We start from the raw sequence: 24,604 nt of genomic DNA on the forward strand, positions 1-24,604 counted from the left end.
GCGGATGGCGAGAACAATGACATCCGATGCCCGCAAAAAGGACACGCGGGAGAAGATCGAGCTCGGCGGGCTGATCGTGAAGGCGGGCTTGCGATACGAGAAGCGCGCGCTCCTGCTCGGGGCGTTGGTCGAACTCAGCCACCGGCTGAAGTCCGACGAAGGTGAGCGGGCGCGGTTGATCGCAATCGGCGCGGAGGCATTCGGCAATGACGGCGAATAGGCTTGCTCTCGTCGCTGTCCCTGCCGTGCTGATGACCTTTGCCGTCATCGGCATGACCGGGACCGAGCAGTGGCTATCGAACTTCGGCAAGACGGAATCGGCGAGGCTGACGCTGGGCCGCGTCGGAATCGCCGCGCCCTATGTCAGCGCCGCGGCGATTGGCGTGATCTTTCTGTTCGCGAGCGCCGGCTCCGCGAACATCAAATTCGCCGGCTGCAGCGCTCTGGCCGGAGCCGCAGCAACGATCCTGATTGCGGCGATACGCGAGGCGGGACGTCTTGCCGCATTCGCCGGAAAGGTGCCGGCGGGCAACTCCATCACCTCGTATCTCGACCCTGCAACGATGATCGGCGCAGCTGCCGCGCTGGTGGCGGGATGTTTCGCGCTACGCGTCGCGCTGATCGGCAACGCTGCCTTCGCACGCGCCGAGCCGAAACGCATCCGGGGACAAAGGGCGCTGCATGGGGAGACCGACTGGATGAAGATGCAGGACGCGGCAAAGCTCTTTCCCGATACCGGCGGCATCGTCATTGGCGAGCGCTACCGCGTCGACAAGGACAGCACGGCAGCGCGTTCGTTTCGTGCGGATGATCCCGAAACCTGGGGCGTCGGCGGCAAGTCACCGCTGCTCTGCTTCGACGGCTCGTTCGGATCCTCGCACGGCATCGTGTTCGCCGGTTCCGGCGGCTTTAAGACGACGTCGGTGACGATCCCGACGGCACTCAAATGGGGCGGTGCGCTTGTCGTCCTCGACCCTTCGAACGAAGTGGCGCCGATGGTTCACCAGCATCGGAAGAATGCAGCGCGTTTCATTCGCATTCTCGATCCGAAGGCGCCGGAAACGGGCTTCAACGCTCTCGACTGGATCGGCCGCTTCGGCGGAACCAAGGAGGAAGACATCGCCTCCGTCGCGTCGTGGATCATGAGTGATAGCGGCGGCCCGCGCGGCGTGCGCGACGACTTCTTCCGGGCATCGGCGCTGCAGCTTCTGACCGCGCTGATCGCCGACGTCTGCCTGTCCGGCCATACCGACAGTGAGTTCCAGACCTTGCGGCAGGTTCGGGCCAATCTTTCTGAGCCGGAACCGAAACTGCGTGAGCGACTGCAATCCATCTACGACAATTCGAACTCGGACTTCGTGAAGGAGAATGTCGCCGCCTTCGTCAACATGACGCCGGAGACCTTCTCCGGTGTCTACGCCAATGCGGTCAAGGAAACACACTGGTTGTCCTATCCGAACTATGCCGCACTCGTATCGGGTTCGACCTTCTCAACCGACGCGCTTGCGGCCGGCAAGACCGACGTATTCATCAACATCGACCTGAAGACACTGGAGACGCATTCCGGTCTTGCCCGGGTGATCATCGGCTCGCTCATTAACGCCATCTACAATCGCGACGGCGAGGTGAAGGACAGGGCCCTCTTCCTTCTCGATGAGGTCGCGCGTCTCGGCTACATGCGCATCCTGGAAACCGCGCGTGACGCTGGCCGCAAGTATGGCATCACATTGACGATGATCTACCAGTCGATTGGCCAGATGCGGGAGACCTATGGCGGCCGCGATGCGGCGAGCAAATGGTTCGAGAGCGCGAGCTGGATCTCTTTCGCCGCGATCAACGATCCGGATACCGCAGACTACATCTCGAAGCGCTGCGGCATGACCACGGTCGAGATCGACCAGGTCAGCCGCAGTTTCCAATCTAGGGGATCATCGCGGACTCGATCGAAGCAGCTGGCGGCGCGGCCGCTGATCCAGGCGCATGAGGTTCTTCGCATGCGGGCAGACGAGCAGATCGTCTTCACCGCCGGCAACCCGCCGCTTCGCTGCGGCAGGGCGATCTGGTTCCGGCGTGAAGACATGAAGGCCTGCGTCGGCACGAACAGGTTTCACAAGGTCGGAAAGACGGCTGTCGGAAGCTTGGCACTCTTCCACGCGCGGGGGTCTCGCTAGGCGCTGGGACGGTGAGAGACACGGATGGTGTGACTGAGGGGTCGCGAGAGGATCGTCACCCGACGGGGCGGAGACCGCGGGCGGGCTCCGTGAGCGCAGCGAGTAGAGCCGTGCGCCGCAGGCGTCTCGCCCAAGCCCTTCGCATATCATCACCGATGTGAATCGATCCATGCCCATCGATTCATAAGTGTCGTTGGACGCGACTCCCCGGATCAGCGATCCTGACGTCATGATCTCTCAACCCTACCGCCTCTACGTCGAACGCTCGGATCCCGCGAGGAATATGGCCCGCTACTATGCCATGTCGATCGAACCGAACCTGTTCGGGGACATCTGCCTGCTTCGGAAGTGGGGCCGCATTGGAACCAGGGGACAGATGATGGTCCATCATTTCCGCCGGGAAGAGGAAGCGGTCCGGCTGTTTCTCGATGTGCTCCGACGGAAACGAAAACGCGGTTATCGTCCGCGCGCTTCTATGCCCATATGAAAAAATCCGCCGAAGCGGTGCTCTACGGCGCCTCAGCGGCGCCGGTTCCGGTCGGTCTCGAACGACACCTCGACCTCGACGAAGAATAGGATCGTGATGGCCAGCTAAGGCCTAGTCTAGCTTTCCGTTGCGGAAGAAATTGCTGATCACCTTGCCGAGGGTGCGAAGCCGGCGGTAGGTGGCGGCGAAGAATTGAGGGAACTGCTATATGATTTCTCTCCTTTCGAAATGCGGTCATCGCGGGGGGGGGGCAGGCGGCGGGTCGAAAAGGAGGGACACACCAATCGCTATCGCTGCAATGGCAGGGCTACTCGCCATGGCATGGCGATCTGGTTCCGTCAGTCAATGTTCGGCGCCATTGAAACCAGGTGCGTGGGAGAGGACGTTCGCCCGAGAGTGCGTGCGCAGTCCTCAATTGAGACTGCGCCAAGGATCCCGATCAGGATCCCGCGCACCGAGCGTAGGTGGCACGCGCCGCATGTACGGCGATCCCGGTTTCTCGCGCAATATCCTTGATGATCGGTGCCAGCGAGCCGAGTTCTTCTTCGGTAAGCGCAACCAGCTCTGGATAGTTGATTTCGACGCCGGTGTAGTCCGCTGTCAAAGCAATGGCCCAATCGCCGCCATTGACTCGATACTCATGGGTGTCGAAATCGATTTCGAGATCGTCCAGCAGATTGATGGCAAAGCGCCCGAAAATCTCGGTTTCGCCGTCCAACTGATATTTGGCGAATTCGTCCTCTCCGGTGAGAACGTTCCGCTCCAACGCCATGATGGTCCGGACGCGCGCGGTGGCGGCATCCAGTCCTTCGATCAGGCGATCATGGAGCTCTCGCGAGAAGTCGGTATCGCAGCCGAAGCGGTTGGCGAGAACGAGGAGCCGGAAACCGGAGAGCGCGGCGACGAGGGTAAGGTTCTGATCAGTTGTCATGTGTGATCTCCTTCATCTTTATGACGGAGATCGGCCACTCCGTGGCAAAGAGGGGTCAGGGATCGCGGAACGCGACTTGCAAGCGGGGGAACCGATTTTTCTGAAGCGCAGTGCAACGCAGCGGCGGAAAAATTGGGGAGACCGCGCCGTCCTTGACGCCGGATTTGCTGGAGTAAAATAGGAGGTCAGAGAGAGAAGAGCCCCGCGTACCCGAAGGGAACGCGACCGTTCCCGGCGCGAGCCGACGGGGAGCGTCGAGGGGTGAAATCCCTGACAGCCGGGCGGCCGGTCGATCCGGCCGGGCCAAGCTCACGGGATGGAGGTAAGCCTCGATCAGAACGGAGGCTCGGCGCTTACACGGCCGTCCTGCTCGGCCGAGATCACTTCGCGTTCGGCCTGGGCGAGTTCAAGTTCGGCCTCGATCTGCCGACGCTCGTTAGCGTCGACGGCGTTACGCAGCTCGGCGCGCAGTTCTTCGATGTGCTGTTCGATGGTCATCGTCATCTCCTGTAGTTTGAGAAGGATGACGACCGCGGGCGTGGCGACAGGGCAGGGTCAAGGAGCGCGAAGCGACCGCACCGCGGCGGGTGGGGGAGCCGAAATGCGACAGCATTTTGGAGGAACCGCGAAGTCCTTGAGGCGGCCCTTTCCCCACGGCAAAATGGCACTGTCTGAGCAGACCCTACCTCTCGTTTGGCACCGAAAAGCCAGAAACGGGCTCAATGCCTGTTTCCGGCTTCTGCGATGAGGATTGGCCCTGCTTGGCGAGCGGGGGCCGGTAGCTCCTCCGTCCCGGTTTGGGCCGCCCCTTAGCGGCCCCAGCGGCAAAGACCGGGACGATCCGGCCGCATCTCACAAGGCCGGAACAGCCGCGGCCCGCCGCTTCTCCATGGCCGGAACTTCAGCCGCGAAGCGAGCCAGCTCGGGCTGCTTGGTGGTGATCGGGAAAAACAGAACCAGGTCGCCGTCAGGTCGGGCAAGCCTCACGCCGACGGCGACTGGCCGATCCTTTTGCCCCTCTGTCTCGCCTTTCGGGCTTGCCGCGCCCATAAACAGCGATAACGGATGACCGTCGCGGTCTGGATGTCATCATAGCTGCTCATCGGTTGGTCTCGTCGGTCCCCGCATAGGCGTCCACCGCCGCCTCGAATTCGTTAAGCAGCTCACTCGGCATGGTTTCGAGTGTGCCGACTGAACGGGCATCGGATTGCCGCATCAGCCGTTCGTAGTCATCGATGTTAAGAAGGACGAGGCGCGGCTTGTTGCGTTGGGTGATCGTGACCGGATGGCGCAACGCCTCGGCGATGATATCGCCGGACTTCCGGGAAAGATCGCTTGTCGAATAAGTACCACCGGTGCGGGGCATGCTGATCTCCAGATGTGTTTGCCGACCGCACTATAACTTCGGAACCAGCACAAACCCGGCATTTACAGCATTGTTGTAAATACTGTGCATTTCGGCGGTTAAGGCCCCGCCTAGGCGGCGAGGCCTTAACCAATAATATCAATCCCGGTTCGGACGCGACCAGATGAGTTGGAAGCCATCTTCGCCTTCGACATCCGTCAGTGTCGCGTAGATCGGAGCCGGGAAGCTCGGGTCGTCGAGCTTGACCGAGAGGTAGTCGCGATCCGTCTGTTCGGAGCGCTTCTGCCAGGCAGCGCCCAGTTCGACGGCGCCCGCGTAGATGCGGAAGTGCGGGCCTTTGTCCGAGGGATTTTCGATGCGGGCGATGCGAGCCTTGACGTTGAGGGCGAGAGTGCGGATCGAGCCGGTGAAGCCGTTTTCGTTTGCGGTGAAGGTGCCGATGGTAGCCATTGTCATGTTCCTTTCCTTGTTTCGGGCCGCGCCCTTCGCGGCCTCGATGGCTGTCGCAAAGACCGGGGACGATCGGACCGCACCTGAAAGGCCGGAACACTGTGGAGGGCGGCCGGAAGAACTTTGTTGTTCCGCGAGGAATGGCGGCACAGCCGTCAGGGGGAGAAAGTTCTGGAGGCCCGTTGCGGGAAGCCGATCGAGGCGAAGCCGTTCTTCGGTCAGACATGCCTCATCGAGCCCGCAGAAGGGAGCGCTGGCAACTATGAGGAGAAGGAGCATGGCAACGGCGACTTGCAGCGTACCATCGCATTTGTTCGAACGGCTCACAGGTGAAACCGCTCCGGATGCCAGGTCGTTGCGGTGAACATCTCCGCATCGATCTCGGCAGACCCGCCGGTTGCGTTGGTCCATACACGGGAAATCGTTGCGGCGCGATTCGTTCTGCCGAAGAGGACCCATGCGCAAGCAGACAAAGCCGTTCACCGTCAAAATCAATCCGTCTCGCAAGCCGAAATCCGGCACACAGAAGACGTCGATCTGGGGAAAGTTGGACCTGCGAACGGATGAAGATCTGCAGGTGACGACCGAGCCGGTAGCGGAGTTTACCACCGCCGCTGGCGGCGGGCAGTCCTAATCCACGCAAGACCGGGAGCTGCATTAACCTATTCAAGCCGCCTGTCGGTCTTGGCCACGCCCAGGCTGAAGATCGTGAAGATAGGCAACGGCACGCTGGGCATGCGCCGCGGCGTGGAAGATCGCCCGTTTGTCTCCGGACAGGACGGTGAGCCAGGACTGAAGGTAGGACGCGTGATCCGGCCGCGGCTCGAGTTCCGGCGCGATGCCGAGATCAGCGCAGAGGAAGCAGCTGCCAAGCTCGGCAACATATCCTGAAAGTCAAGCCGTCAGCAGCGTTGTTCAGCCGGCACAGCACGACAGCCTGGCGACGTCCTTGTCGAAGGCCAGTGCCGCGAGCTTCAAGCCCTCGACGGTCGTGAGGTATGGAAAAATCGCCTCCGCGAGATCGTTGACGGTGAGGCCCTGCCGGATTGCCAGCGTCGCGGTCTGGATGCTGTCGGCGCCTTCCGGCGCGAGGATATGGGCGCCAAGCAGACGACCGCTGCCGGCGTCGGCAACAAGCTTGATAAGCCCGCGGGTATCGCGGGCCGCAAGCGCGCGGGGCACCTGGTCGAGACCGATCGTCGAGATGCGGACGGCATGCGTGGCGGCGCGCGCCGCGGCCTCGGTCAATCCGACGCTCGCCACCTGCGGATCGGTGAAGACGATGGCCGGCATGGCGCTGTTGTCGTAGCGTCGACTGTCGCCGTTGAGGGCGTTGCTGGCGGCGAGCTTGGCGCCGTAGGCGGCCATGTAGACGAACTGGTCGCGGCCGGTGACGTCCCCGGCGGCATAGACACCAGCCTTGGTCGTGCGCATGCGGTCGTCGACGATGATGCCGCCTTTCGGCGAGATGGCGATTCCATACTCGGCGAGGCCGAGACCTTCGATGTTGGGCGTGCGGCCGGTTGCGATCAGCACCCGATCCGCGTCGATCGCCATATCCTGGCCGTTACGCATAACGGTCAGCGAAACGCCGCCCTCGGTCTTGCGGATTGCGCGGTAGGCAATGCCGGAGACGACGGTGATCCCTTCCCCCTCAAAATACCCCCTCAGCGCCGCGCCGATCTCCGGCTCGGCCTCCGGCAGCAGGCGCGACCGGCAGACGAGGGTCACCTTTACCCCGGCGCGAGCGAACATCTGGGCGAGTTCGGCGCCGATATAGCCGCCGCCGATGACGAGCAGCGAGTGCGGCAGTTCCTCGAGGTCAAGCGCCGTCGTGCTGGTCAGGTACGGCACGGTCTCGATACCGGGGATCGCGGGTACGGCCGGCCGCGCACCGGTGGCGATGATGATCTTGCCGGCGGGAATGCGCGTGCCGCCGACCTCGACACCGCCGTCGACGAGGCGCGCCGGCCCGTCGCGAAAGGCGATGCCGTTGTAGGCAGGGAGCAGGTCGACATACTTCGCTTGGCGTAACTCAGAAACGAGCGCGTCCTTCTGGCGAATGGTCCCGCCCCAGTCGGTCACTTCGGCCTCCGCCGTGATACCGGCAAAGCGGGCGGTGGCGCGCGCATTGTGCAGCGTCTCGGCGGCACGGATCAGCGTCTTCGACGGCACGCAACCGACATTGACGCAGGTGCCGCCGATGGTGCCGCTGCCGATGAGTGCGACCTGGGCACCCTGATCGGCGGCGGTGATCGCGGCCGAGAAGCCGGCCGAGCCGGCGCCAATCACGACGAGGTCGTGAGCGCCTCCATTGCCAAGCTTGGCTCGGAGAGGGCGACTTGCGACCGTCGTATTGAGACCGGCGAGGCTCGGGCCGAACAGAGCGCGTCCGGCCTCCAGCCCTTCCGCGATCGTCAGCCGAAACCCGGGTCCGTCGGCCGAACGTCCGTTTCGCCAGGCGGAAAGATGCTCGTCCGAGCAGAGAAACGCGGTCGTCGCGCAGAGCGAGCTCGCAGCGCAGCCGCCTTCATAGCGGACGCTCAGCCACAGGACGGCCGCCCGCGGCGCGACGTCGGCCAGCGCCCTTCCTCGCTCCCGCGTCGTGATCCGGATCGGCGCGCCGCAATGACGGCAGGCCGAGGCGATCGCGATATCGCGATCGGTCATGGCGCCGATGCCGAGCGCATCAACCGCGCACATGGTGTTGAGCACGCGTCCGTCCAGCGTCACCCGATGGCCCGTGTCGCGGTCGGTGAAGGGATAGGCACCGACGATCCGCTCGCCATCGAGAACGACGAGGTCGCGTCGGCGCAGATCTGCGAGCAGAGGCCGGATGGCGGCCTCGCTGAGTTCCGCACGCTCGGCCAGCGCGCTCCTCTTCGGAGCTCGTCCGTCTTCGACATAGAGCTGGAGCAGCGCGGCGCGCACGCGGTCCGCGGCGGGATCATAACCGCTCCAGCGATTGAGCACGTGGTCGGAGCCGACCATGGCCTTGAGCGCATCGCGGACTGCCGGCGATTTGACGACCGACCAGTCAGGAAACATCACGCCCGGCCGCACGGCAAAGCTCGGCGCTGTCGCTGGCGTCGAAATGACAGCCTTGCCCGGGGAGGGGGAGGATGCGCAGCAGTCGTTCATGGCTTCATGCCCTTCTTGTGGTTCGTTGTCTCGCAGCCCGCAGGCCTTGCCGGCAATGATGGAGGTTCATGCGACAAGACCGAGGCCGGTGGCCATCAGCGGCAGCACCACCAGACCCGCGCCAGCGAGCCAGACGCCAAGGCCAGCCAGCGGCAGGCTCAGGGCGACGAGTGGCGCTGCGCAGCAGATCGCGACAAGGACCGCGCCGGCCACGCCTGCGCGGATTGCAGTGCGGTCGGTCATCTTAGCTGCCCTGTTGCGTCGGACGGGCCGGATAGCCGGCATTCATGCTGGCGGCCGCGATCGCGTCGGCGTTCGTCTTCGTATCGTCGAAGGTGACCGTCGCGGTCTTCGCCTCGAAGGAGACGGTCACATTGGCAACGCCGGGGACGGCCGCCATGGTGGTCTTCACGATGTAGGGGCACGAGGCGCAGGTCATGTTGTCGACGGCGAAGGTGACCGTGCGCTCGCCGGCCCAGGCGGCCGGGGCCAGCATCAGCGCGCCGATCACGGTGCAAATACTGAAACTCTTCATGAGGTGGGTCTCCTCTCTCGGCGTCAGGCGGAAAGCAGTAGCGGGGCGACATAGTCGAAGGCGAAGGCGGCGATGACGAGGACTGTTGCGATCCAGAGCGCGAACTGGACGAGGCGACTGCGGGCTGGGCGCGCGCAGGCGGCATCGTCGGCGCACGCACGCCACGGCTTCCGGTAGACGAGGTAGAAGCCATAGCCGAGAACGCCCGTCGTCCCGGCGACGAAGTAGGACTTGTAGGGCGCGAGTGCCGTCAGGTTGCTGATCCAAGCGCCGCCGATGCCAAGGCTGAAGAGGACGAGCGGAATGATGCAGCAGGAGGAGGCCGCGAGCGCGCCGAGGATGCCTCCGGCTGCGACCAGGCGCTGGCGGCCGGTCTCGCTCATCGGCGCAATGTCTGCCGTTCCGTGTGGCGATGCATTCATCTCGGGTCTCGCTTTCCTTGCTGAACTCCTATCAAGGCGCTAGTGTGCAGTCTGTAGCAACTACAGGGTCAAGAGGGTGTTTGCGATGGGCGACCGCGCCGGGGTGACAGGTATGCAGCGGGCCGAGCTTGCCCGGCGGACGGGCTGCAATCTGGAGACGGTGCGCTATTATGAGAAGGTTGGCCTTCTGCCCGAGCCGCCCCGCACTGCGAGCGGCTATCGCAGCTACGACAGCACGCACGAGCGGCGCCTTCGCTTCGTCTTGCGAGCCCGCGAGCTCGGCTTCTCGCTGGACGAAATCCGCGAGCTCCTGTGTCTCGTTGACGAGCGTGACCGGCCCTGCGCCGAAGTACGAGACGTCGCGGCCGTCCACCTTGCTGTCGTCCGAGCGAAGATCGCCGACCTCAAGCGCATGGAACGAGTGCTGAAGGACGTCGTTGCCCAGTGCGGCGACGGCACGCTCCCGGAATGTCCGCTGATCGAGACGCTGTTCCAGGAGCGCAACGCTATCTGATCGAGCTGGGGGCGCCTATGCGGCGCCCCGGACCTCGTGCTGGCGAGCGCCGGCCTGCTGCGCGTGCATCCAATCGGCGATCTGCTGCGCCTTGCTGGCGGCAGTGAAGATGGCGCGCTTGTCGGAGCGCAGCACCTCGAGCCAGGAAGCGATGTAGCGGGCATGATCGGGCCGCGGTTCGACGCTGAGACTGAGATCGGCGCAGATCATCGCGCTCAAGAGCTCGACTGTGCATTCCTCCATCGCATAGGCGGCCGAGCCGAAGCGTCCGGAGAGATCGCGGTCGAGGCGGTGGCTGGCGCCGGAAGCGTGGCCGCATTCGTGAAGCAGCACGGCATAATAGGCGAGGGCATCACGGAAGCAGGCGAACTCCGGCATCTGCACGTGATCCGTAGATGGGCGGTAATAGGCCTGCGAGCCGCCGTGGCGGATGTCGATGTCGAGCGCCGCACAGAAGCGTTCGGCCCGCTCGATTCGCTCGGCCTCGGGCAGCACCGGCATTGCGGGTGGCGTGTAGCCGTCGACCTGCGCGCAGTTGAACACGGTATAGCCGCGGGCGAACATGCGCCGGCCGGGCTCGTCGCGATCCGCTTCGCCGTCCTGATCGTCCGCCTCGCCGCGATCGGTGGTCTTCCAGAACACGACAAGGTGGCCGCGTTCGCCCTTGCGAACCTGGGCGCCGAGCGCCTGCCATTGGCGGTAGGTCCCCCAGATGCCGGCGGGATAGCCGGCCGCGTGCGCGGCAGCCCAGAGTGCGATGACGTTGACGCCGCGATAGGCCTTGCTTGAGGCGATGTTGACGGGCGTGGTGATGGCCGATCCGTCGTGATGCCAGGGCATCCGGTATTCGCCGGCGCCGGCCTCGATGGCGGCGATGATCTGGCTGGTGACGCGCTCGTAGACATCGGTCGGGGTCTGGGGGGTGCGATCTGTGGTCATTGCTGCCTCCTTAAGCTCGCCCTCTCCGTCGAGGGCGAGGCGGCAGGGGCAGACGCGGGAGGCCGGCCCGTCACACCCTGTTCTCGGTGCTGGTGCGGAACAGGGTTGATGGGCTGGCAGCGTCTGCCACACCCGAGCCCTGCCTCGACGGGCGAGCTTAAGGAGGCGCAGACCATGACCGGCGCGCCCGGAACAAAACGGTTGGATGATACGCGGCTCTCAGCCGGCGTCGTCTCGCGGCGAGGGCTGCAAGGCGACATCCCTGGGGTCAACGGATCGGGCGGCGACAGCACAGCTCAATAAGCTGAGCATCAGGAGCCAGACGCAGTCCGAACCTCGTCTATGCTGATCAGGACCGCCATCATTCGCTCGAGGTCCCGCTGGAGGATACTCCGCTGAAGATGGGACAGCCGCTTCTCCTTCAACAGGCTCCTGAACGGGCCCAGGCGGGCCGATGTCTTGCGGTGATGCAGGCATTGGGACAAAGGGTCGGCTGGCACAAGGCTGTCAGCGGGCCTTTGGCATCAGTTGCCTGCTTCAGGCAGGGAGCCAGCATCAACGAAGGCGTTCAACTTGCCCGGCGCTATCCAGGCCGGCCTCCGCCAGCTATGTGGGAGCGCTGCGGCCGGCCTGGATAGCGCCTCCGTCAGTCCTGTTGCATCGACGCCAGCAGGACACTGAGAGTCGGTGCAGACTGTCAAGATAAGGCAATCAGTTCCTCGCGTGCGCGCTCGCTTCTATCCTTGGCATAGCGGGAGAGATCACGGCCGACGCGGCTGGCGGGCGCAGTCCAATGGACGTTATGCCGATATCGGCATAAGTCGCATTATGCCGGGTTCCGGATTATGCCGCGCCACGGTTTAGGGGCGAGAGAGAAGCATGATTTCAGTAAAGGAGCTCGGCATAAAACGCTTGCGGTCTGTCCCGGACGTCGATTCAGTCAGAGCTAAAATTCGTAGAGGGGTGGGAGGCAGACGCGTGTGTTCAACCGATTGCGAATGTGATTATTTCGGGAGAATCGTGGCATAAGTCTACTTCATCAAAGTCGCCGAATTGCTGTTCGATCTGCGGGCCCGATTCTTCCAGCATGTTCCGCAAGGTGTCGATGTCGAGAAACCATAAGGTGCTCTGACTCACCTGCGGCACGCTTTGGTGCTCTGCGTTTCGAAAGCAAAACAGCCGCCGCATGCAAGGGCGCGTCGAACAACTACGAGAAAATCCCGCAGTTCTTCATCGTTTACAATGGTTTGGAATGCATGCCCAGTCATGACGATGAGATCAAAGTCGGCTGTGAATCTGGCCGACTGAAGGCTCCCCAGGACCCAGTCAATGTCCGTACGCCTTCGTGCGCGGTTTGGCATGGTGTTTGACGTTGCTTTCGCAAGCTCTCGCCGGACAGTTCGATGCGGTAGGCGTTGTGGACAAGGCGGTCGAGGATGGCATCGGCGATCGTTGGATTGCCGATCATGTCATACCAGTGATCGACGGGCACCTGGCTGGTGACGATGGTGGATCGTTTCTCGTAGCGGTCCTCGATGATCTCCAGGAGATCGCGCCGCTGCTCGTCGTTGAGCTTCTCGGGACCCCAGTCGTCCAGTAATGTTGTGCTGCACATTACTCGATTAACGTGCACTGCGCAGAGATGTGGAGCTGATACCGCAAGAGCCCGCAGACGCGCGACTTCCCACGATACGGCTCCACATAACTGAGCGTCTACAAGCGGCGCAGCCAGCCTAACATCCCGCCATCATAAACGATGATCGCCTGATCTTTTGCCGATGACCACCGCTTTCCCGCCGAGATCATTGCGCACGCAGTATGGCTCTACTTTCGCTTTCCGCTCAGCCTGCGCATGGTTGAGGAATGGCTCGCGCTCCGTACGTGCGGGCGGGCCACCGATCTCCGCCTCGGAACATGACGTCTAGTGCTGATCTGCTTAACGGTAGCCACTGAGACTCAACGCCCCGCGTCAGATCGCTCTCTGCTTCTGAAGGAAGCCATTAGCTCGGCTCGGGCCTGATCGGAGGCTTGGCTGATGGGCAGCGCGACTCCTGTAACAGCCCCATGACCGAGTCGGTGTTGGAGTGCCTGCCGATCGATGACGAGGTTGTCGAGGTGCAGCCTGGCTGGCTGCGGCCTTTGCCCCAGTCGTCCGACCAGCGCCCTCGTGCCGTCAAGCACAAAGACGCCGCAATCATAGTCGTTCTGCTGCTGGGTTATGCGGACCGGCTCCTGGCGGGCTCCCAGCCGTTGTGCGAGCTGTGCCGCGGGCTGGTCGTTGAGCCGCCCGGCGGAGTCGTAATGATAGGCAACCGGCCTTTCCCGCTCGCTTCGATCAACCAGCAGCAGCGACCAATGGGTGCCGCGGCGTTGAGGATCGGTAGCGCTGGCATCGTTGACAGGCAGGAACAGGAAGTCGGCTGTATCATTGCCATTGCGATCATAGACGATGCGCTGGAAAGCCCTGAGGGCGGCATTATCGGAGCCCAGGCGCAGATGGTAATGGGCTATCAGCGGGTCGACGAGCCGCGTTCGGGCGGCAAGATCTGGATTGTCCCTCTGCAGCTCCTGCGCCAGCAGCTCGTAGTCTCTCTGGATGTGCCGATCCCCCAGCCATTCCGTGGCGTCGAGCGCCAGCCTGCTGCGGCCGTGAGACGAGGCTTGCGGATCGAGCGCCTTAACCTGAGCGTCGGAGGCTGTACCTAGAGGCGGGGCATAATGGGCATCATCACGTAGCTCGGCCGGTGTGGACGGCAAATCGACCAGGGAATCAAGACCGCGGTAGATATCAGACGAGCGAGCTGACGCGGACCGCCGAGCTGGCCCCATGTCCTGACCCGACTGCGGCGACGGCCCTGACCAGGGGCGGTCCCAACCGGCAGGTCTTTGCCTTCCGGCTTGGTCCACCTCCTGCCAAAGTTGCGACTGATTGTAACTTTCCTGCGAGGCGGCGGGCCTTACCCCCCAATCGGCCTGCTCCCGCGAGCCAAACTGTGGCCCGAGGTCCGGGAGCCTGCCATGCGCAGCGCTCAACGCCGCGGAACCTTCGCCAGGCACGCTCGATGACGGCGATGGCCCGGCAATCGATCTCGACCTGGCAGCGTCCGACCGCGGCGCGGAGCCGGCATCGTCCTGCAAGTCGACGATGTCATCAAGACCGGCATAGATCTGCGATGATCTACGTGACGAGCCGGGCTGGGCAATTGCCGAGCCGGCAACTGCGGTCCAATGGCCCGAGCCGCCAATGTCAGCATCCTCAGCCAGTTGCCCGGGCGGGAGCGCATTCAGATCAAAATCCGGACGCCGATAAGGTGTGGGCGACAGCGGCGCAAGGGCGGCGAAGGTCGAGGACGAGCCGGCACTTTGAGCAGGCGAGGATGGGGCCGGCACGGGGGCCAACTGTGGCGGGAGCAATGTCGTCTGATGGAACTGCGGCACATTGGTAGTCGTTGGCGGACCAGGCTGTGCGGCCTCTTTTTCATGGAAGGCTCGCAGCGCGTCCCAAGCCGAGGCCGCTTGCCCATGGGCTGCCAAGCCCAGCGCATTGTTGGCTGCGACCATTTGCCGATATCTCTGCAGAAAGTTCCAAGCTGTGCCGAAACCGGGGCCTGCGTTCTTCTCGTACTCTTCAACTGCCCGGCTCAGCACCGCGGGTTCAATCTGGGCAATGCCCTTGCCGAAGTTCTGACTAAGCCAGCTGTTGAAACGACCCAAAGTACTCCGATAGTTATTTAGCGTGCTTTTTCCGTACCCGCTTGCAGCTGCCTTACATGCATCTTCGATCACCTGGTTCTCTTCGCGGACCGAGCGCGATCTGGCTGTTGTGACAGTCTGTCCGGCATAGGCTTGCCGGAGCCTTCGCAACGCCACGTTGGTGTCGCCCAGTAGTACGGCATCGTTGCCCGCAAAGTCCTTCGCCAGACCGTCCAGCTGCTCGTCCTCAATCCGACCGTCGATTTGGCTCTGGTGGTTCTCGTCAAGCCATTTGCTGAACTTGCGCAGCGCCGTTATATCGCCAGCAATCGAGCTTTCACTCACCTTGGCTGTTTTAGCCGCCTCGGCACGGTAGGCGGCAAAAAGCGCCTCGTCCGGGTGCTCGCGGCCGCGCTTTCGGCTGCGCGTTTGCTGAACGACGGAAGCCTGGTGCGGTGCCTCGGCCGGCATCGTATGGCGCGCGCCGGTCAAATCGCCTCCCATGGTTCTTTCTTTGAGGCCGGCAGCCTGGGCAAAGAGTTCCTCATCATCCTTGGTGCCAGGTCGAACATTCGAAGCAGCCGTCACAGGCTGTACGACAGCAGCTTCCCGGAGCCTCTTCAGCGCCGGATTGATACGCGCGCTCTCGCGCTCCGCGAAGTCCTTCGCCAGCGCGTCCAACCCCGGGTCCTCAATCCGGCCGGCGATCTGCGTCCGGTGGTTCTCGTCAAGCCATTTGCTGAACTTGCGCAGCGCCGCTAGATCGCTCCTCACGGTTGGTTCTTTGACCACGGCTTTTGCCCGGTATTGGGCGAAGAGTTCCTCATCGTCCTTCGTGCCGGGTCGAACAGTCGAAGCAGCCGTCACAGGCTGTCCGGCAAAATGCTGCCGGAGCCTTCCCAACGCCACTTTGGTGTCGCTCAGTAGTGCGACATCGTTGCCCGCAAAGTCCTTCGCCAGGCCGTCTAGCTGCTCGTCCTCAATCCGACCCCTGATTTGGCTCTGGTGGTTCTCGTCAAGCCATGTGCTGAACTTGCGTAGCGCCGTTATACCGCGAGCAATCGAGCTTTCACTCACCTTGGCTGTTTTATCCGCCTCGGCACGGTAGGCGGCAAAAAGCGCCTCGTCCGGGTGCTCGCGGCCGCGCTTTCGGCTGCGCGTTTGCTGAACGACGGAAGCCTGGTGCGGTGCCTCGGCCGGCATTGTATGGCGCGCGCCGGTCAAATCGCCGGCAGCCTGGGCAAAGAGTTCCTCATCATCGGTGCCAGGTCGAACATTCGAAGCAGCCGTCACAGGCTGTCTGACAGAAGCTTGCCGGAGCCTCTTCAGCGCCGGCTTGATACGCGCGCTCTCGCACTCCGCGAAGTCCTTCGCCAGCGCGTCCAACCCCGGGTCCTCAATCCGGCCGGCGATCTGCGTCCGGTGGTTCTCGTCAAGCCATTTGCTGAACTTGCGCAGCGCCGCTAGATCGCTCCTCGCTGCCCGGTATTGGGCGAAGAGTTCCTCATCGTCCTTCGTGCCGGGCGGAACAGTCGAAGCCGTCACAGGCTGTCCGGCAAAATGCTGCCGGAGCCTTCCCAACGCCACTTTGGTGTCGCTCCGTAGTACGGCATTGTTGCCCGCAAAGTCCTTCGCCAGGCCGTCCAGCTGCTCGTCCTCAATCCGACCGTCGATTTGGCTCTGGTGGTTCTCGTCAAGCCATTTGCTGAACTTGCGCAGCGCCGTTATATCGCCAGCAATCGAGCTTTCACTCACCTTGGCTGTTTTATCCGCCTCGGCACGGTAGGCGGCAAAAAGCGCCTCGTCCGGGTGCTCGCGGCCGCGCTTTCGGCTGCGCGTTTGCTGAACGACGGCAGCCTGGTGCGGCGCCTCGGCCGGCATTGTATGGCGCGCGCCGGTCAAATCGCCCTGTTGATTGGCCGCAGGCCGATATGCGTCCGCGACGACGTGAGGGAGGTTCACGCCATCGGGTGCGCTTCCAAATCCCGTGGCGGGCAGGTTGACCCGCGGCGGCGGGATGGAACTCAAAGCTTCGTAACCGCCCCCAATCGCTGCGCGGCTCCGCGGCTGATCGACACTTTGCGCGGGTGAGTGGACCACCCGCTCCGCATCCTGCCAGAACTGCGCCGAAGCGAAACTTGCAGCCGGCAACGGCCCGGCGCGGTCGGCGGCGGCAAAGAGCTCGTCCTGGTCAAAACTCTGCGCAGGTGAGTGAGCTGGTGGAACAAAGGGCAAGTGCGAACCGCCTTCCCCGGCGTCCTCCTCTTGCAGCATCCTCGGTCCAACCGCATCTGCATGTGAGCCGGTCCGCCTGGCAAGACGGCTGTTTGGAACGGCTTGCCGATGCTGGCCCGGCTGCAACGCGTTCAGATGCTCCTGAAAACGCGCCTGGTCGGTCTGCTGCTGTTGCGAGCCTGCATCGTCTGTGCGGGCGAGATCTGAGACGCGGGATGGATTGCCGTTGTTAAAGGGATCCATGCTATGTCCTTTGCCTGTTTCGAGCAGCTCATGACGGCCTGGCGGCTGGAAACTGTTCTATGGTTTGGCCAGGCCCGCCGGCGTTGTTGACGAAGTTTGCGCCGAAACCGTCGCTATAGAAGCCCACAGCATCGAAGGCGAGGGTGTCCTCTGCCGGATCGAAATCCACGATGGTCGTGTTATCCGGATTCGGACCGTACTTTGTGTCTACCCCAGGGGTCGGGTTGTGGAACAGAAACACAAGGTGTCGTGGCCATCACCGCCGGTCAGTTGATCTCTTCCGTCGCCGGCGAAGAGGGTATCGGCACCCGGACCGCCGTAGAGCTTGTCAATTGGTCATTGCCCGCGCCGCCGAAGACACTATCGTCACCCGTGCCGCCTTGGATAGCCATCGAGATACTCCTTTGTTGCAGCCACAGACGCCACCTGACACTTGCATATTCTTTTTTGGGCGATTTGAATAATCTATTGAGGCAATAGAAGCCATTTAGATAACGGATGCGCGCACGTTGACTCGCCTCACTGCTTGGATCTAGGAGGCTCCCGCTGGAGATACTTGGGGACGTACATACTGAGGTAACAATGTGGCCAGCGCCGCGATAATATCGTGGTCGAGCGAAAGGAATTCTCAGGTGATAAAGACGTTGCTTCCATCCAATATCGCGGTGCAAACCTCTCGAGTAAGTAGAAGCATCGACGTAATGCCCGAAGAAGAGAGTGCCGTGGCAGGGGCGATCGAAAGTAGAAGGCGTGAATTTTCCACCGGACGGTCCTGGCGGAAAGGGGTGATGGCACCGGCATGGCCGGAACGGACGTGGAGGACGGCGAAGCCGTTGGCCGAACACCACGCTCCGCCAGGACCGAAGGCCGGACGGGGTTGCGGCAGGCCAATTTCGGCGTCACTGCTTCAGCAGGTTCAAGGAACGGTTTCGAGGTCGGTCGACCTGAACTCGTCGGCCGTGGCGAGGATCGGCACGCCATGGAATTTTGCGCAGGCGTAATGAAGGCAATCGCCGAGGTTCAGACCATGGCGGCCGCTGCGATATCGGTGCGCGGCGACGAGGGCGAGCCGCGTCGTCTCAGAGGCCGGCGGAAGATCGCGAACTTCGATTTCACGCGCCTCGAGGAACTCCATTACGATCGTTTCGACTGCGGGCACCGGAAGATTGAACTTGTCGGGCCGGGCAAGGCCGAGGACAGTCTCGAGAATGGCAACAGGTGATGTGAACGGATGTCTGGCCGAAGCAAAGGCGTCGGAAACGCGCGCCGCTTCTGGCTCATCAGAGAGAAGCGCGATGATCGCACAGGCATCGACGAACATCACCGATCACCCCACATGTCGTCGAAGGCCTCACGGGGAAGAGGCTTGCGGATGTCGTCACTCATGGCGACCCCATGTTTTTCCCGCAAACGTGCCGCAGTCTGCAATGGCGTCTCCGCGCGATTGCGACGCTCGATCGCCTCCCGCATGGCGATGACGATGGCGTCGGTGATGCCGACGCCGGCCATTTCGGCGAACTTGCGCGTCAGCGCGTCCGCTTCCGGATTGTTGACGTTGATCGGCATGGGTTATCTCCATGTAGATAATTCTCCAAAAGAATGTAGATCACTGCGCGGTCTTTTCCAAGGCTGCCGGGAGGCTTGATTCCCGTCACAACACGGCGGGGCCGGAGCCCCGCCGTGCGAGCGCTCAGTCGAAGGCCGACATCTGTGCTTGGGCCGCCTTGCGATCGAGGGAATGACCTGGGTTGTCGACGGGCCGATCGAAGGGCTTCCAGGTCTCGCCGACGACTTGCTTGTATGCTGCAACGGCGCCCTCGGCAGCCATCCTGAGCGCGTGTGCCTGCGCGCCCATGTCGGCGGCAAACTCGCGCTTGCGTTGGGCAGCACTATCGTAGCCGACGGGTCCGTCAAGGTCCTCGTCGCGACTGTCGTTAGCGGCCTTGGCCGTGGCGTCGCGCGCCTCGGTGACCGCGCGGCTGTAGAACTGTCCCGCGCCGTGCGCGGAACCGACGAAGGCGCCGACGATCCGCTGCAGGTGGATCTGCATGGCCTTCTCACCGAGCCCCTCGCTCAGAGCATCAGCCGTCTCGGAGATGAGGCGCTCGTGGAGGTCACGAATTCCGTCGCTGTCGACGATCGCGGTTCCGAAGCTCTCGGCGATCTTCAGCGCCTGGGCGCTATCAGGGCATGTGAGCCGGACCATTTCGACGGTGGCGCCCTTGCGCAGCTGTACGACGCGGGCGGATTGACGAGAGGCGGTAGCGGGCTTTGCCATGGTTTCTTCCTTTCCAATCTCGAAGTGGCTCCGGCCCCGTGCCGGCGTGCCCTTCGGTGCGGTCGCCCCGAACCGGCGGAAGACGGTCGCTTCAAGGTCCGAAGACGACAGGCAGAGCGGAGCCGGTTTGCGGGCAAGCGGGTCATCCTGCCTTGCGAAGCCAAGCGAGCCTGCTCCGTGAAGAACGGCGTCTTCGGCCGCGCCGCGGCGCGAAGCGGCCTTGAAGCGAACGGCCGCTGGGTCAGACCGCAGCAAAACCGAAAGGGCAAACCGGCACGGGTCCGGCCCAACCACATGTGGACAGGGAATTGGCTGCCAAACCGCTGCACTTCGTCGCCTGCCAGGCTGGGCTCACGCTCGACAGACGCGATGACCGTCTTGGCCGGGGCCGTTCACTTGGGCAGCCGATAGAGTTGCAGCCGTCGGACCGGGGCGGCCCGTCCATTCGGCGTGGGATCTGGCGATCGATCAGTTTCAGCTGGCGCTCCGTCTGCCGCCGCGCTTCTTATGCGCGAGAGTTGCGCGTTGCGGGTTGGCGTTGGAGCCATCACGCAGCCCTCCCGCGCCAGCTTACAAAACTGGAAGCCCCCTCTTAGGGAGCGTGACGGCCAGGATCGATGACGAGGCCGAAGGGGCCACGCGCTGCGTATTCGGCGCGGGCACGAGGAAACGCATCTCCTCGGCGTGGCCGTTGCGCCGGCCGCCGCGGGTTGCGATTACTTCCGTCATATCCGGGTGATGATCGGACTGGATCGCCGAGACGGCGATCCAGTCGTCGGCATGGGCTCGATCGAAAGCGGTCCTGTCTTTGGCCCACGACTCGCCGGGGGCAAGTTCGCCTCCGTAGGTTCTCTCCCAGACATCCGGCCAACTGTTCCGGATAGTCTCGTCGGCGCATTTGCGCTCGTGGGACGTGAAGAGGTCAGGAAACGTGATCGCGACGATCGCCACTCGGCATCTTGCTCATACCAGCCACCATCCGCGCGAAGCGCCACATTGACGCGTTTGTTTCGGTCGGAAGACAGATGAATGCCCCTATGAGTGGCGGTGCTATGCGACGCCACGCCCTCGGCATAGATCATAGCAAGCTGCGACATGCCCCATGGTGTGCTCGCGGACATCCGGGTCTGGACCCGACGAAGCGCCGCCAGCTCGCGTTTATGCTGAGCTGTCTCCAGCACGCGGCGCGAAAAGCCGCCTCACTCTCAAGGCGGCCGTTGCGACCGTAGAAGTCCTCACGCTCCAGGTCCGAGAGCGGCCGGGAAAGCCGCCAGGCGCTCGCAAGGAAGCCGGATCGATCGCAACCGATGACCATGGCGAGCAGCAATTCGCCGATGCGGGCGACAGGAAATCCATCTGCGCTGATGCCGAACTCCACCCCCTGCATACGAGTTGGCGTAATCGTTTGGAAGATCGGGCAGGGTCATGCCGCCCTCCCTTCGACATCGGCGGCGGCCACTTCATCGGCCGTCACTTCTTCCATAACAGCGCCAGGATAGCGGTGGGCCTTCAACCAGGTTTCGGCGGAGGTCTGGTTTTCGGCCAGGAGGAGCAGCTCGCGGGCTTCGCCGGCGCGGCCGAAGATGCGGACCGCGCGCCCACTGGTGGACGCTCGAGCACCTTGAAAGTGAGATCGGAATCCAGCGCGAAGGTCCGGTGGATGTTCACGATGATGGTGGTTTTGCTGCCGATGTCACCCTGGCAAAGGGTGAAGTATCCCGGCGACGTGTAGCTACGGAGCTTGCGCGGCCCCTCCTTGCGGATCAGCCGGCCATCGACAGCGGCGGCGGGAGGACCGTTCTGCGAAAGGTTTCCTCTTCTCCCCTTTCATTCCTCTCGGCTCATCACACAACTATCACTTGAGTTTCTCCTTTCTCCGCAACATACTTCGGTCGGGATCGGGAGGAACGTCATGAAGACTCTTGCAGCGCTCGTTGTGAGCGGTTTTCTCGCGGCAACGTCCGCGTCGGCTGAGACCATTCGGATCGCGACCTGGAACATCAACAATCTGAACGACAAGTCAGGTGTCGCTCTTCGTGATCGCGCTCCCATCCGGGAGGACAACGATTACATTCTGCTACAGAAATACGCGGCCGAGCTCGGTGCTGACGTAATTGCCCTTCAGGAGATGGGAAACCCCGCGGCACTGCGCCGAGTGTTCCCGGAGAGTGAATGGGATATGGTGTTCGAAAGCCGCTACAAGCCCGGAAACGATCCCGACATCTTTACTGCGGTCGTCGTGAAAAAAGGTCGGGCTACGATTGTGGAAGGCAAGGACTACGAGCCGCTCGGCGTGATCAATCCCGGTGATGGCCGCCCGGTCCGCCGCGGCATACAGGTCCTCGTCGAGGCGGACGAGAAACGCTTCTGGCTTCTCGGTGTGCATCTGAAGTCGGCCTGTTTTGCAAAATCCCTCACGCAACCGGTTTCGGACGATTGCAAGACCTTGGCCATGCAGATGAAGCCGCTCGAAGACTGGATCGACGAGAAGGAAGCGACGGGCTTGCCCGTGGTGATCGCTGGAGACTTTAACCGCAAGTTTGATGTACACGGTCAGAACGATCATCTTTGGGCCGAGATAGATGATGCCGATCCCGCATCGCTGGATCTGATCAGAACTCCATTCAGGGAGGCCTCCCGATGCCCGACAACAAGGGAATCGGATCGCCCCGAGCCGATCGATTTCATCGTCACAAACAAGCTTGCGACGGAGGCCATTATCGATCAGAGCTTTGTTGAGCTTCTCTACGATGAAACCGAAGCAGCCGAACTCGGAAATCGCCTCAGCGATCATTGCGCGAAGTCGATCGACTTCAAGTTCTAAAGCCAGTTCGCTGAGCGTCAAGCCGCCTCCTTGGTGGCAGCGAGTTCGGCACTGACTTCGGCCAGCTTGCGCCGCTTTTCCGCGAGTTCCTCAGCGAAGGCGAACTTGCCGCCCTCACGCGAGCGACACGAGGCGAGCCGCCAACGCGCCTCTTCGAGACGCTGGCGATAACGCTCCCGCTCGTCCTCGAAGCCGTTGAGCGCATGTTCAAGCCGGGCGATGGCGCCCAGCGGCGTGACGGTGACGGCGAGATCGATCTCGTACGTCGCCCCAGTGCGCTGTAGCAACGTCTGGTAATTATAGTTGTCGCCCTTGCCGAAGCGCCCTCCCTCAAAGATGAAATCGAAGCCGCCGATCGATGCGATGGGGACTGTGCCTTCCTTCTGAAGCTTACAACCTCTCCATCCTCTTCAGTCCTTCTTGACACCTCCAGGGCCGCCGCGATCGCGCATCGGTGGGTCAAGGGCCGGCTTTGCGGGGCGAAGCTTCACCGTTGACGCGCCGATCGGGCATGCGGCACGTGTCCACCTTCCTCTTTCCGCTTTGTCGTTCTCCTGCTGCTTCAGCACGTCATTCCAGTCGTCCGCTGATGGCCGCAAGCGCAGCCAATCGCAGCCCACTTCTTCGGCTACGGCCCGAAGTCGTTGAGCATACGCGTCGCCCTGCGAATTGGCGTCCGTGGCAGCAACGAGCTGAACTTCGGTATCGGCTGCAAGCGCGCGGAGGGCGGCGTCCGTCGCCGGCGACCAGCCACCGCCCGTACTGAGATAAAGCGTGCCCTCTCGCATTCCTTCCATGGCAGCAAGGCTCATCGCGTCGATCGCAGCCTCCGTCACGCACAGCCGTGAAGCAGGGGAGGAACCAAGGCGAAAAAGAACCTTGGCTCCACCTGTTGCGAAGCCGCGCCAGTTCGCGCTCCGTTCTTCCCAACCGGTCACCGCGCCTGTTTCGTTGGTATGTGCAGCCCACATGCTGCCGCAAGGCCCCTCGCGCAGAACACCCTGTCTGATCGCCGTCTGAATGATCGCGGCAGGCAATGAGCGTTCCCATCTCAAGTACCGCCACACCCCCGAACCTGGGACAGGGCTTTCGCGCGGTGCCCACCGATCGGCGATTGACGTAACAGTCGTCCGGTGCGGCGGCAGCTTGCGCCAGGTGGGTAGCGACGGCTGAAAGCCGACAAGCGCGGCGATCCGCTCAAGACCTTCGACAAACCCGACGCCATCGAGGTGCGCAACGAGCGAAAAGATGTCGCCCTTGCTGTCCGTGAGCGGATCGAACCAGCCACGACCTTCGTGCGTCACGATGACAATTTCGGAACCGCGGCGAAACTTCACGGCCCGGCGCGTGCTTTCCTTGACGTCGACAGCAAAGCCTGACGTCTCCAGCACTGCGGAGCAACAGACACGCTGTCGCAACTGCTCGATATCTTCCCTTGTCATATTTTCTCCCGATCGCTCACGATCGGCCTCTCACCTTTTTTCTTCCCCGGAGCATCGCGGGACCACTCCTGGCCGCCGCGAAGAGCAAAGGCTGCAAGGGCGTGGCTGGCAATTGTCGGATTCAACAGTGCATGCCTCCCCAGCCACGGCGCAGCCTCCCTTGCGGCAGCCGGCTCGCAAGCGGCAGCCGGTACGGCCCAGAGAACGAACAAGGAGCGGCTCAATCAGCCGCCTAGGGAAAGAACTCATGCAGGAGTTCAAGGTCGTCGGAGGCGTCGATCTCGCTTGGCGGCAGACGCCGTCCACTTCGAAGACGGTGAGCGGGACCATCAGGTCGCGGGCTAGGGCCGGAGCTGGGCGCGATCATCGCAAAGGCGAAAGCCCCGAGCGGCCGCAACTTTTTAGCGGCCCCCTTGCGGGTTGATCGTGGCAGATCCGGAACCGAGCCAGGACACTATTACAAGACAACGGGAATGGCTTGCTTCATCTGGGCCTCAGACATGCGCCACGATTGCCACCGATTCAATTGTTGGCTTCCGGCGGAAGAAAATCGACTTCGTGTTCGGCCGAGGCGCGAATGACCGCTTCGACGTCGGACATGTTATGCAAGACCTTGAACAGATCGTGGAGGTTGCGAGCAGGGGACGCCCAGAAAAGTGCCCTGGCTGGCCTGTCCGACTTGTTGAAGTAACCATGGGGAACGCCGCGTGGCATGCGCACCAAGTCACCGGATCTCGCCGTTTGCCATTCTCCGTCGAGCTTCAGGTCCAGCTCACCCTCCGGTACCACAGGTTCGGAGTTGGTCTCGAACGCGAATGTCGAATCGCAGTCTGCCTTGTGAAGATATCTCTGGCCAAGAATATTCCACTCCACGTGTTCGAACGCCTTGGAGTCGCGTGTGATGCCTCCTCCTAGTGATTCCACTGTCATGTA

General features: G+C 62.6%; 24 protein-coding genes and 7 pseudogenes. 8 read left to right on the plus strand and 23 right to left on the minus strand.

Going from position 1 to position 24,604, the window contains the following annotated elements:
- Window positions 1-4: 4 nt before the first annotated feature.
- From traD to J2Z31_RS14235, 3 genes are all read left to right on the plus strand, one after another.
- A complete protein-coding gene (gene traD, locus J2Z31_RS14225) occupies window positions 5-220 on the plus strand; it encodes a type IV conjugative transfer system coupling protein TraD (RefSeq protein ID WP_028002729.1) in 216 nt (71 codons plus the stop codon).
- Complete coding sequence (traG, locus tag J2Z31_RS14230; RefSeq protein ID WP_028002730.1) at window positions 207-2,171, plus strand: Ti-type conjugative transfer system protein TraG; 1,965 nt, start codon at window positions 207-209, stop codon at window positions 2,169-2,171. Before traD ends, traG begins: the two co-directional genes overlap by 14 nt.
- 229 nt (window positions 2,172-2,400) lie before the next feature.
- A complete protein-coding gene (locus J2Z31_RS14235; protein ID WP_028002731.1) occupies window positions 2,401-2,658 on the plus strand; it encodes a WGR domain-containing protein in 258 nt (85 codons plus the stop codon).
- 439 nt (window positions 2,659-3,097) lie between these two features.
- Here J2Z31_RS14235 and J2Z31_RS14240 read toward each other — a convergent pair whose 3' ends face one another.
- The 5 genes and pseudogenes from J2Z31_RS14240 to J2Z31_RS14255 all read right to left on the minus strand — a co-directional run bounded on the left by J2Z31_RS14240 (window position 3,098) and on the right by J2Z31_RS14255 (window position 5,405).
- Entirely contained in the window at window positions 3,098-3,589 is a 492-nt protein-coding gene (locus tag J2Z31_RS14240; RefSeq protein ID WP_028002732.1) for a hypothetical protein, read from the minus strand.
- A gap of 333 nt (window positions 3,590-3,922) precedes the next feature.
- Window positions 3,923-4,087 (minus strand): hypothetical protein, encoded by a 165-nt coding sequence (locus tag J2Z31_RS14245; RefSeq protein ID WP_167333623.1) that lies wholly within the window; start codon window positions 4,085-4,087, stop codon window positions 3,923-3,925.
- A 375-nt stretch (window positions 4,088-4,462) separates the two neighbouring features.
- Window positions 4,463-4,692: pseudogene (locus tag J2Z31_RS29790) on the minus strand (hypothetical protein); the annotation flags it as partial.
- Window positions 4,689-4,955: a type II toxin-antitoxin system prevent-host-death family antitoxin gene (locus J2Z31_RS14250; protein WP_028002733.1), complete on the minus strand. Its 267-nt coding sequence runs from the start codon at window positions 4,953-4,955 to the stop codon at window positions 4,689-4,691. The pseudogene J2Z31_RS29790 and the gene J2Z31_RS14250, both read right to left, overlap by 4 nt.
- A 138-nt stretch (window positions 4,956-5,093) precedes the next feature.
- Entirely contained in the window at window positions 5,094-5,405 is a 312-nt protein-coding gene (locus J2Z31_RS14255; RefSeq protein WP_028002734.1) for a DUF736 domain-containing protein, read from the minus strand.
- A 457-nt stretch (window positions 5,406-5,862) separates the two neighbouring features.
- Between J2Z31_RS14255 and J2Z31_RS14260 the strand changes: the two genes are divergently transcribed.
- Window positions 5,863-6,039 (plus strand): hypothetical protein, encoded by a 177-nt coding sequence (locus tag J2Z31_RS14260; RefSeq protein ID WP_167333624.1) that lies wholly within the window; start codon window positions 5,863-5,865, stop codon window positions 6,037-6,039.
- A 32-nt stretch (window positions 6,040-6,071) separates the two neighbouring features.
- On the opposite strand, the pseudogene J2Z31_RS14265 reads toward J2Z31_RS14260, so the two are convergent.
- The 5 genes and pseudogenes from J2Z31_RS14265 to J2Z31_RS14285 all read right to left on the minus strand — a co-directional run.
- Window positions 6,072-6,287: pseudogene (locus J2Z31_RS14265) on the minus strand (zincin-like metallopeptidase domain-containing protein); the annotation flags it as partial.
- A 33-nt stretch (window positions 6,288-6,320) separates the two neighbouring features.
- Window positions 6,321-8,546, minus strand: coding sequence for a bifunctional organomercurial lyase/mercury(II) reductase MerBA (gene merBA / locus J2Z31_RS14270; RefSeq protein ID WP_028002737.1), 2,226 nt, complete (start codon window positions 8,544-8,546; stop codon window positions 6,321-6,323).
- Between the two features lie 66 nt (window positions 8,547-8,612).
- Entirely contained in the window at window positions 8,613-8,789 is a 177-nt protein-coding gene (locus tag J2Z31_RS14275; RefSeq protein WP_234710700.1) for a mercury transport protein, read from the minus strand.
- A 1-nt stretch (window position 8,790) separates the two neighbouring features.
- Window positions 8,791-9,081: a heavy-metal-associated domain-containing protein gene (locus J2Z31_RS14280; protein WP_033058277.1), complete on the minus strand. Its 291-nt coding sequence runs from the start codon at window positions 9,079-9,081 to the stop codon at window positions 8,791-8,793.
- Between the two features lie 23 nt (window positions 9,082-9,104).
- A complete protein-coding gene (locus J2Z31_RS14285) occupies window positions 9,105-9,503 on the minus strand; it encodes a mercuric transporter MerT family protein (protein WP_028002739.1) in 399 nt (132 codons plus the stop codon).
- An 85-nt stretch (window positions 9,504-9,588) separates the two neighbouring features.
- On the opposite strand from J2Z31_RS14285, the gene J2Z31_RS14290 reads away from it, so the two are divergent.
- A complete protein-coding gene (locus J2Z31_RS14290) occupies window positions 9,589-10,017 on the plus strand; it encodes a MerR family transcriptional regulator (protein ID WP_028002740.1) in 429 nt (142 codons plus the stop codon).
- A gap of 15 nt (window positions 10,018-10,032) precedes the next feature.
- On the opposite strand, the gene J2Z31_RS14295 is transcribed toward J2Z31_RS14290, so the two are convergent.
- The 3 genes and pseudogenes from J2Z31_RS14295 to J2Z31_RS14300 all read right to left on the minus strand — a co-directional run.
- Window positions 10,033-10,956 carry an ArdC family protein gene (locus J2Z31_RS14295; RefSeq protein ID WP_028002741.1) on the minus strand — a complete coding sequence of 308 codons (924 nt, stop codon included), beginning with the start codon at window positions 10,954-10,956 and terminating at the stop codon, window positions 10,033-10,035.
- 697 nt (window positions 10,957-11,653) lie between these two features.
- Window positions 11,654-11,755, minus strand: a pseudogene (locus J2Z31_RS29305) (ArdC family protein); the annotation flags it as partial.
- A 573-nt stretch (window positions 11,756-12,328) separates the two neighbouring features.
- A pseudogene (locus tag J2Z31_RS14300) lies at window positions 12,329-12,556 on the minus strand (ATP-binding protein); the annotation flags it as partial.
- 201 nt (window positions 12,557-12,757) lie between these two features.
- Here J2Z31_RS14300 and J2Z31_RS14305 point away from each other — a divergent pair.
- Window positions 12,758-12,835: pseudogene (locus tag J2Z31_RS14305) on the plus strand (IS6 family transposase); the annotation flags it as partial.
- A 77-nt stretch (window positions 12,836-12,912) separates the two neighbouring features.
- Here the strand turns inward: J2Z31_RS14305 and J2Z31_RS29310 are convergent.
- From J2Z31_RS29310 to J2Z31_RS14335, 7 genes and pseudogenes are all read right to left on the minus strand, one after another.
- Complete coding sequence (locus tag J2Z31_RS29310; protein WP_234939441.1) at window positions 12,913-17,127, minus strand: Ulp1 family isopeptidase; 4,215 nt, start codon at window positions 17,125-17,127, stop codon at window positions 12,913-12,915.
- Window positions 17,128-17,334: 207 nt separating this feature from the next.
- Complete coding sequence (locus J2Z31_RS29990; RefSeq protein ID WP_408022037.1) at window positions 17,335-17,397, minus strand: hypothetical protein; 63 nt, start codon at window positions 17,395-17,397, stop codon at window positions 17,335-17,337.
- Window positions 17,394-17,519: a hypothetical protein gene (locus J2Z31_RS29995; protein ID WP_268828461.1), complete on the minus strand. Its 126-nt coding sequence runs from the start codon at window positions 17,517-17,519 to the stop codon at window positions 17,394-17,396. Before J2Z31_RS29995 ends, J2Z31_RS29990 begins: the two co-directional genes overlap by 4 nt.
- Before the next feature lie 524 nt (window positions 17,520-18,043).
- A complete protein-coding gene (locus tag J2Z31_RS14320) occupies window positions 18,044-18,448 on the minus strand; it encodes a type II toxin-antitoxin system VapC family toxin (protein WP_028002746.1) in 405 nt (134 codons plus the stop codon).
- Window positions 18,448-18,693, minus strand: coding sequence for a type II toxin-antitoxin system VapB family antitoxin (locus tag J2Z31_RS14325; RefSeq protein WP_028002747.1), 246 nt, complete (start codon window positions 18,691-18,693; stop codon window positions 18,448-18,450). The genes J2Z31_RS14320 and J2Z31_RS14325 overlap by 1 nt, the downstream gene beginning before the upstream one ends.
- A 124-nt stretch (window positions 18,694-18,817) precedes the next feature.
- The gene (locus J2Z31_RS14330) at window positions 18,818-19,405 is read right to left on the minus strand and encodes a hypothetical protein (protein ID WP_028002748.1); all 588 of its coding nucleotides are present in this window, start codon (window positions 19,403-19,405) and stop codon (window positions 18,818-18,820) included.
- A 592-nt stretch (window positions 19,406-19,997) separates the two neighbouring features.
- Window positions 19,998-20,792, minus strand: a pseudogene (locus tag J2Z31_RS14335) (DUF7007 domain-containing protein).
- 18 nt (window positions 20,793-20,810) lie between these two features.
- Here J2Z31_RS14335 and J2Z31_RS14340 point away from each other — a divergent pair.
- Window positions 20,811-21,137 carry a hypothetical protein gene (locus tag J2Z31_RS14340; RefSeq protein WP_033058281.1) on the plus strand — a complete coding sequence of 109 codons (327 nt, stop codon included), beginning with the start codon at window positions 20,811-20,813 and terminating at the stop codon, window positions 21,135-21,137.
- 180 nt (window positions 21,138-21,317) lie between these two features.
- Window positions 21,318-22,229, plus strand: a complete 912-nt coding sequence (locus J2Z31_RS14345) for an endonuclease/exonuclease/phosphatase family protein (protein WP_050577635.1) — start codon at window positions 21,318-21,320, stop codon at window positions 22,227-22,229.
- A gap of 17 nt (window positions 22,230-22,246) precedes the next feature.
- Here J2Z31_RS14345 and J2Z31_RS14350 read toward each other — a convergent pair.
- From J2Z31_RS14350 to J2Z31_RS14360, 3 genes and pseudogenes are all read right to left on the minus strand, one after another.
- Window positions 22,247-22,621: pseudogene (locus J2Z31_RS14350) on the minus strand (hypothetical protein); the annotation flags it as partial.
- Between the two features lie 18 nt (window positions 22,622-22,639).
- A complete protein-coding gene (locus J2Z31_RS14355) occupies window positions 22,640-23,671 on the minus strand; it encodes a DUF3991 and toprim domain-containing protein (protein WP_028002752.1) in 1,032 nt (343 codons plus the stop codon).
- 522 nt (window positions 23,672-24,193) lie between these two features.
- Window positions 24,194-24,595: a cupin domain-containing protein gene (locus J2Z31_RS14360; protein WP_028002753.1), complete on the minus strand. Its 402-nt coding sequence runs from the start codon at window positions 24,593-24,595 to the stop codon at window positions 24,194-24,196.
- Window positions 24,596-24,604 lie beyond the last annotated feature (9 nt).

It is taken from the genome of Sinorhizobium kostiense (assembly GCF_017874595.1).
Lineage (GTDB): Bacteria > Pseudomonadota > Alphaproteobacteria > Rhizobiales > Rhizobiaceae > Sinorhizobium > Sinorhizobium kostiense.

What these genes read in the sequence shown, in the direction of transcription:
- traD (WP_028002729.1), top strand. Translation starts at nt 5, where the DNA reads ATGGCGAGAACAATGACATCCGATGCCCGCAAAAAGGACACGCGGGAG.
- traG (WP_028002730.1), top strand. Translation starts at nt 207, where the DNA reads ATGACGGCGAATAGGCTTGCTCTCGTCGCTGTCCCTGCCGTGCTGATG.
- J2Z31_RS14235 (WP_028002731.1), top strand. Translation starts at nt 2,401, where the DNA reads ATGATCTCTCAACCCTACCGCCTCTACGTCGAACGCTCGGATCCCGCG.
- J2Z31_RS14240 (WP_028002732.1), bottom strand. Translation starts at nt 3,589, where the DNA reads ATGACAACTGATCAGAACCTTACCCTCGTCGCCGCGCTCTCCGGTTTC.
- J2Z31_RS14245 (WP_167333623.1), bottom strand. Translation starts at nt 4,087, where the DNA reads ATGACCATCGAACAGCACATCGAAGAACTGCGCGCCGAGCTGCGTAAC.
- J2Z31_RS14250 (WP_028002733.1), bottom strand. Translation starts at nt 4,955, where the DNA reads ATGCCCCGCACCGGTGGTACTTATTCGACAAGCGATCTTTCCCGGAAG.
- J2Z31_RS14255 (WP_028002734.1), bottom strand. Translation starts at nt 5,405, where the DNA reads ATGGCTACCATCGGCACCTTCACCGCAAACGAAAACGGCTTCACCGGC.
- J2Z31_RS14260 (WP_167333624.1), top strand. Translation starts at nt 5,863, where the DNA reads ATGCGCAAGCAGACAAAGCCGTTCACCGTCAAAATCAATCCGTCTCGC.
- merBA (WP_028002737.1), bottom strand. Translation starts at nt 8,546, where the DNA reads ATGAACGACTGCTGCGCATCCTCCCCCTCCCCGGGCAAGGCTGTCATT.
- J2Z31_RS14275 (WP_234710700.1), bottom strand. Translation starts at nt 8,789, where the DNA reads ATGACCGACCGCACTGCAATCCGCGCAGGCGTGGCCGGCGCGGTCCTT.
- J2Z31_RS14280 (WP_033058277.1), bottom strand. Translation starts at nt 9,081, where the DNA reads ATGAAGAGTTTCAGTATTTGCACCGTGATCGGCGCGCTGATGCTGGCC.
- J2Z31_RS14285 (WP_028002739.1), bottom strand. Translation starts at nt 9,503, where the DNA reads ATGAATGCATCGCCACACGGAACGGCAGACATTGCGCCGATGAGCGAG.
- J2Z31_RS14290 (WP_028002740.1), top strand. Translation starts at nt 9,589, where the DNA reads ATGGGCGACCGCGCCGGGGTGACAGGTATGCAGCGGGCCGAGCTTGCC.
- J2Z31_RS14295 (WP_028002741.1), bottom strand. Translation starts at nt 10,956, where the DNA reads ATGACCACAGATCGCACCCCCCAGACCCCGACCGATGTCTACGAGCGC.
- J2Z31_RS29310 (WP_234939441.1), bottom strand. Translation starts at nt 17,127, where the DNA reads ATGGATCCCTTTAACAACGGCAATCCATCCCGCGTCTCAGATCTCGCC.
- J2Z31_RS29995 (WP_268828461.1), bottom strand. Translation starts at nt 17,519, where the DNA reads ATGGCTATCCAAGGCGGCACGGGTGACGATAGTGTCTTCGGCGGCGCG.
- J2Z31_RS14320 (WP_028002746.1), bottom strand. Translation starts at nt 18,448, where the DNA reads ATGTTCGTCGATGCCTGTGCGATCATCGCGCTTCTCTCTGATGAGCCA.
- J2Z31_RS14325 (WP_028002747.1), bottom strand. Translation starts at nt 18,693, where the DNA reads ATGCCGATCAACGTCAACAATCCGGAAGCGGACGCGCTGACGCGCAAG.
- J2Z31_RS14330 (WP_028002748.1), bottom strand. Translation starts at nt 19,405, where the DNA reads ATGGCAAAGCCCGCTACCGCCTCTCGTCAATCCGCCCGCGTCGTACAG.
- J2Z31_RS14345 (WP_050577635.1), top strand. Translation starts at nt 21,318, where the DNA reads ATGAAGACTCTTGCAGCGCTCGTTGTGAGCGGTTTTCTCGCGGCAACG.
- J2Z31_RS14355 (WP_028002752.1), bottom strand. Translation starts at nt 23,671, where the DNA reads ATGACAAGGGAAGATATCGAGCAGTTGCGACAGCGTGTCTGTTGCTCC.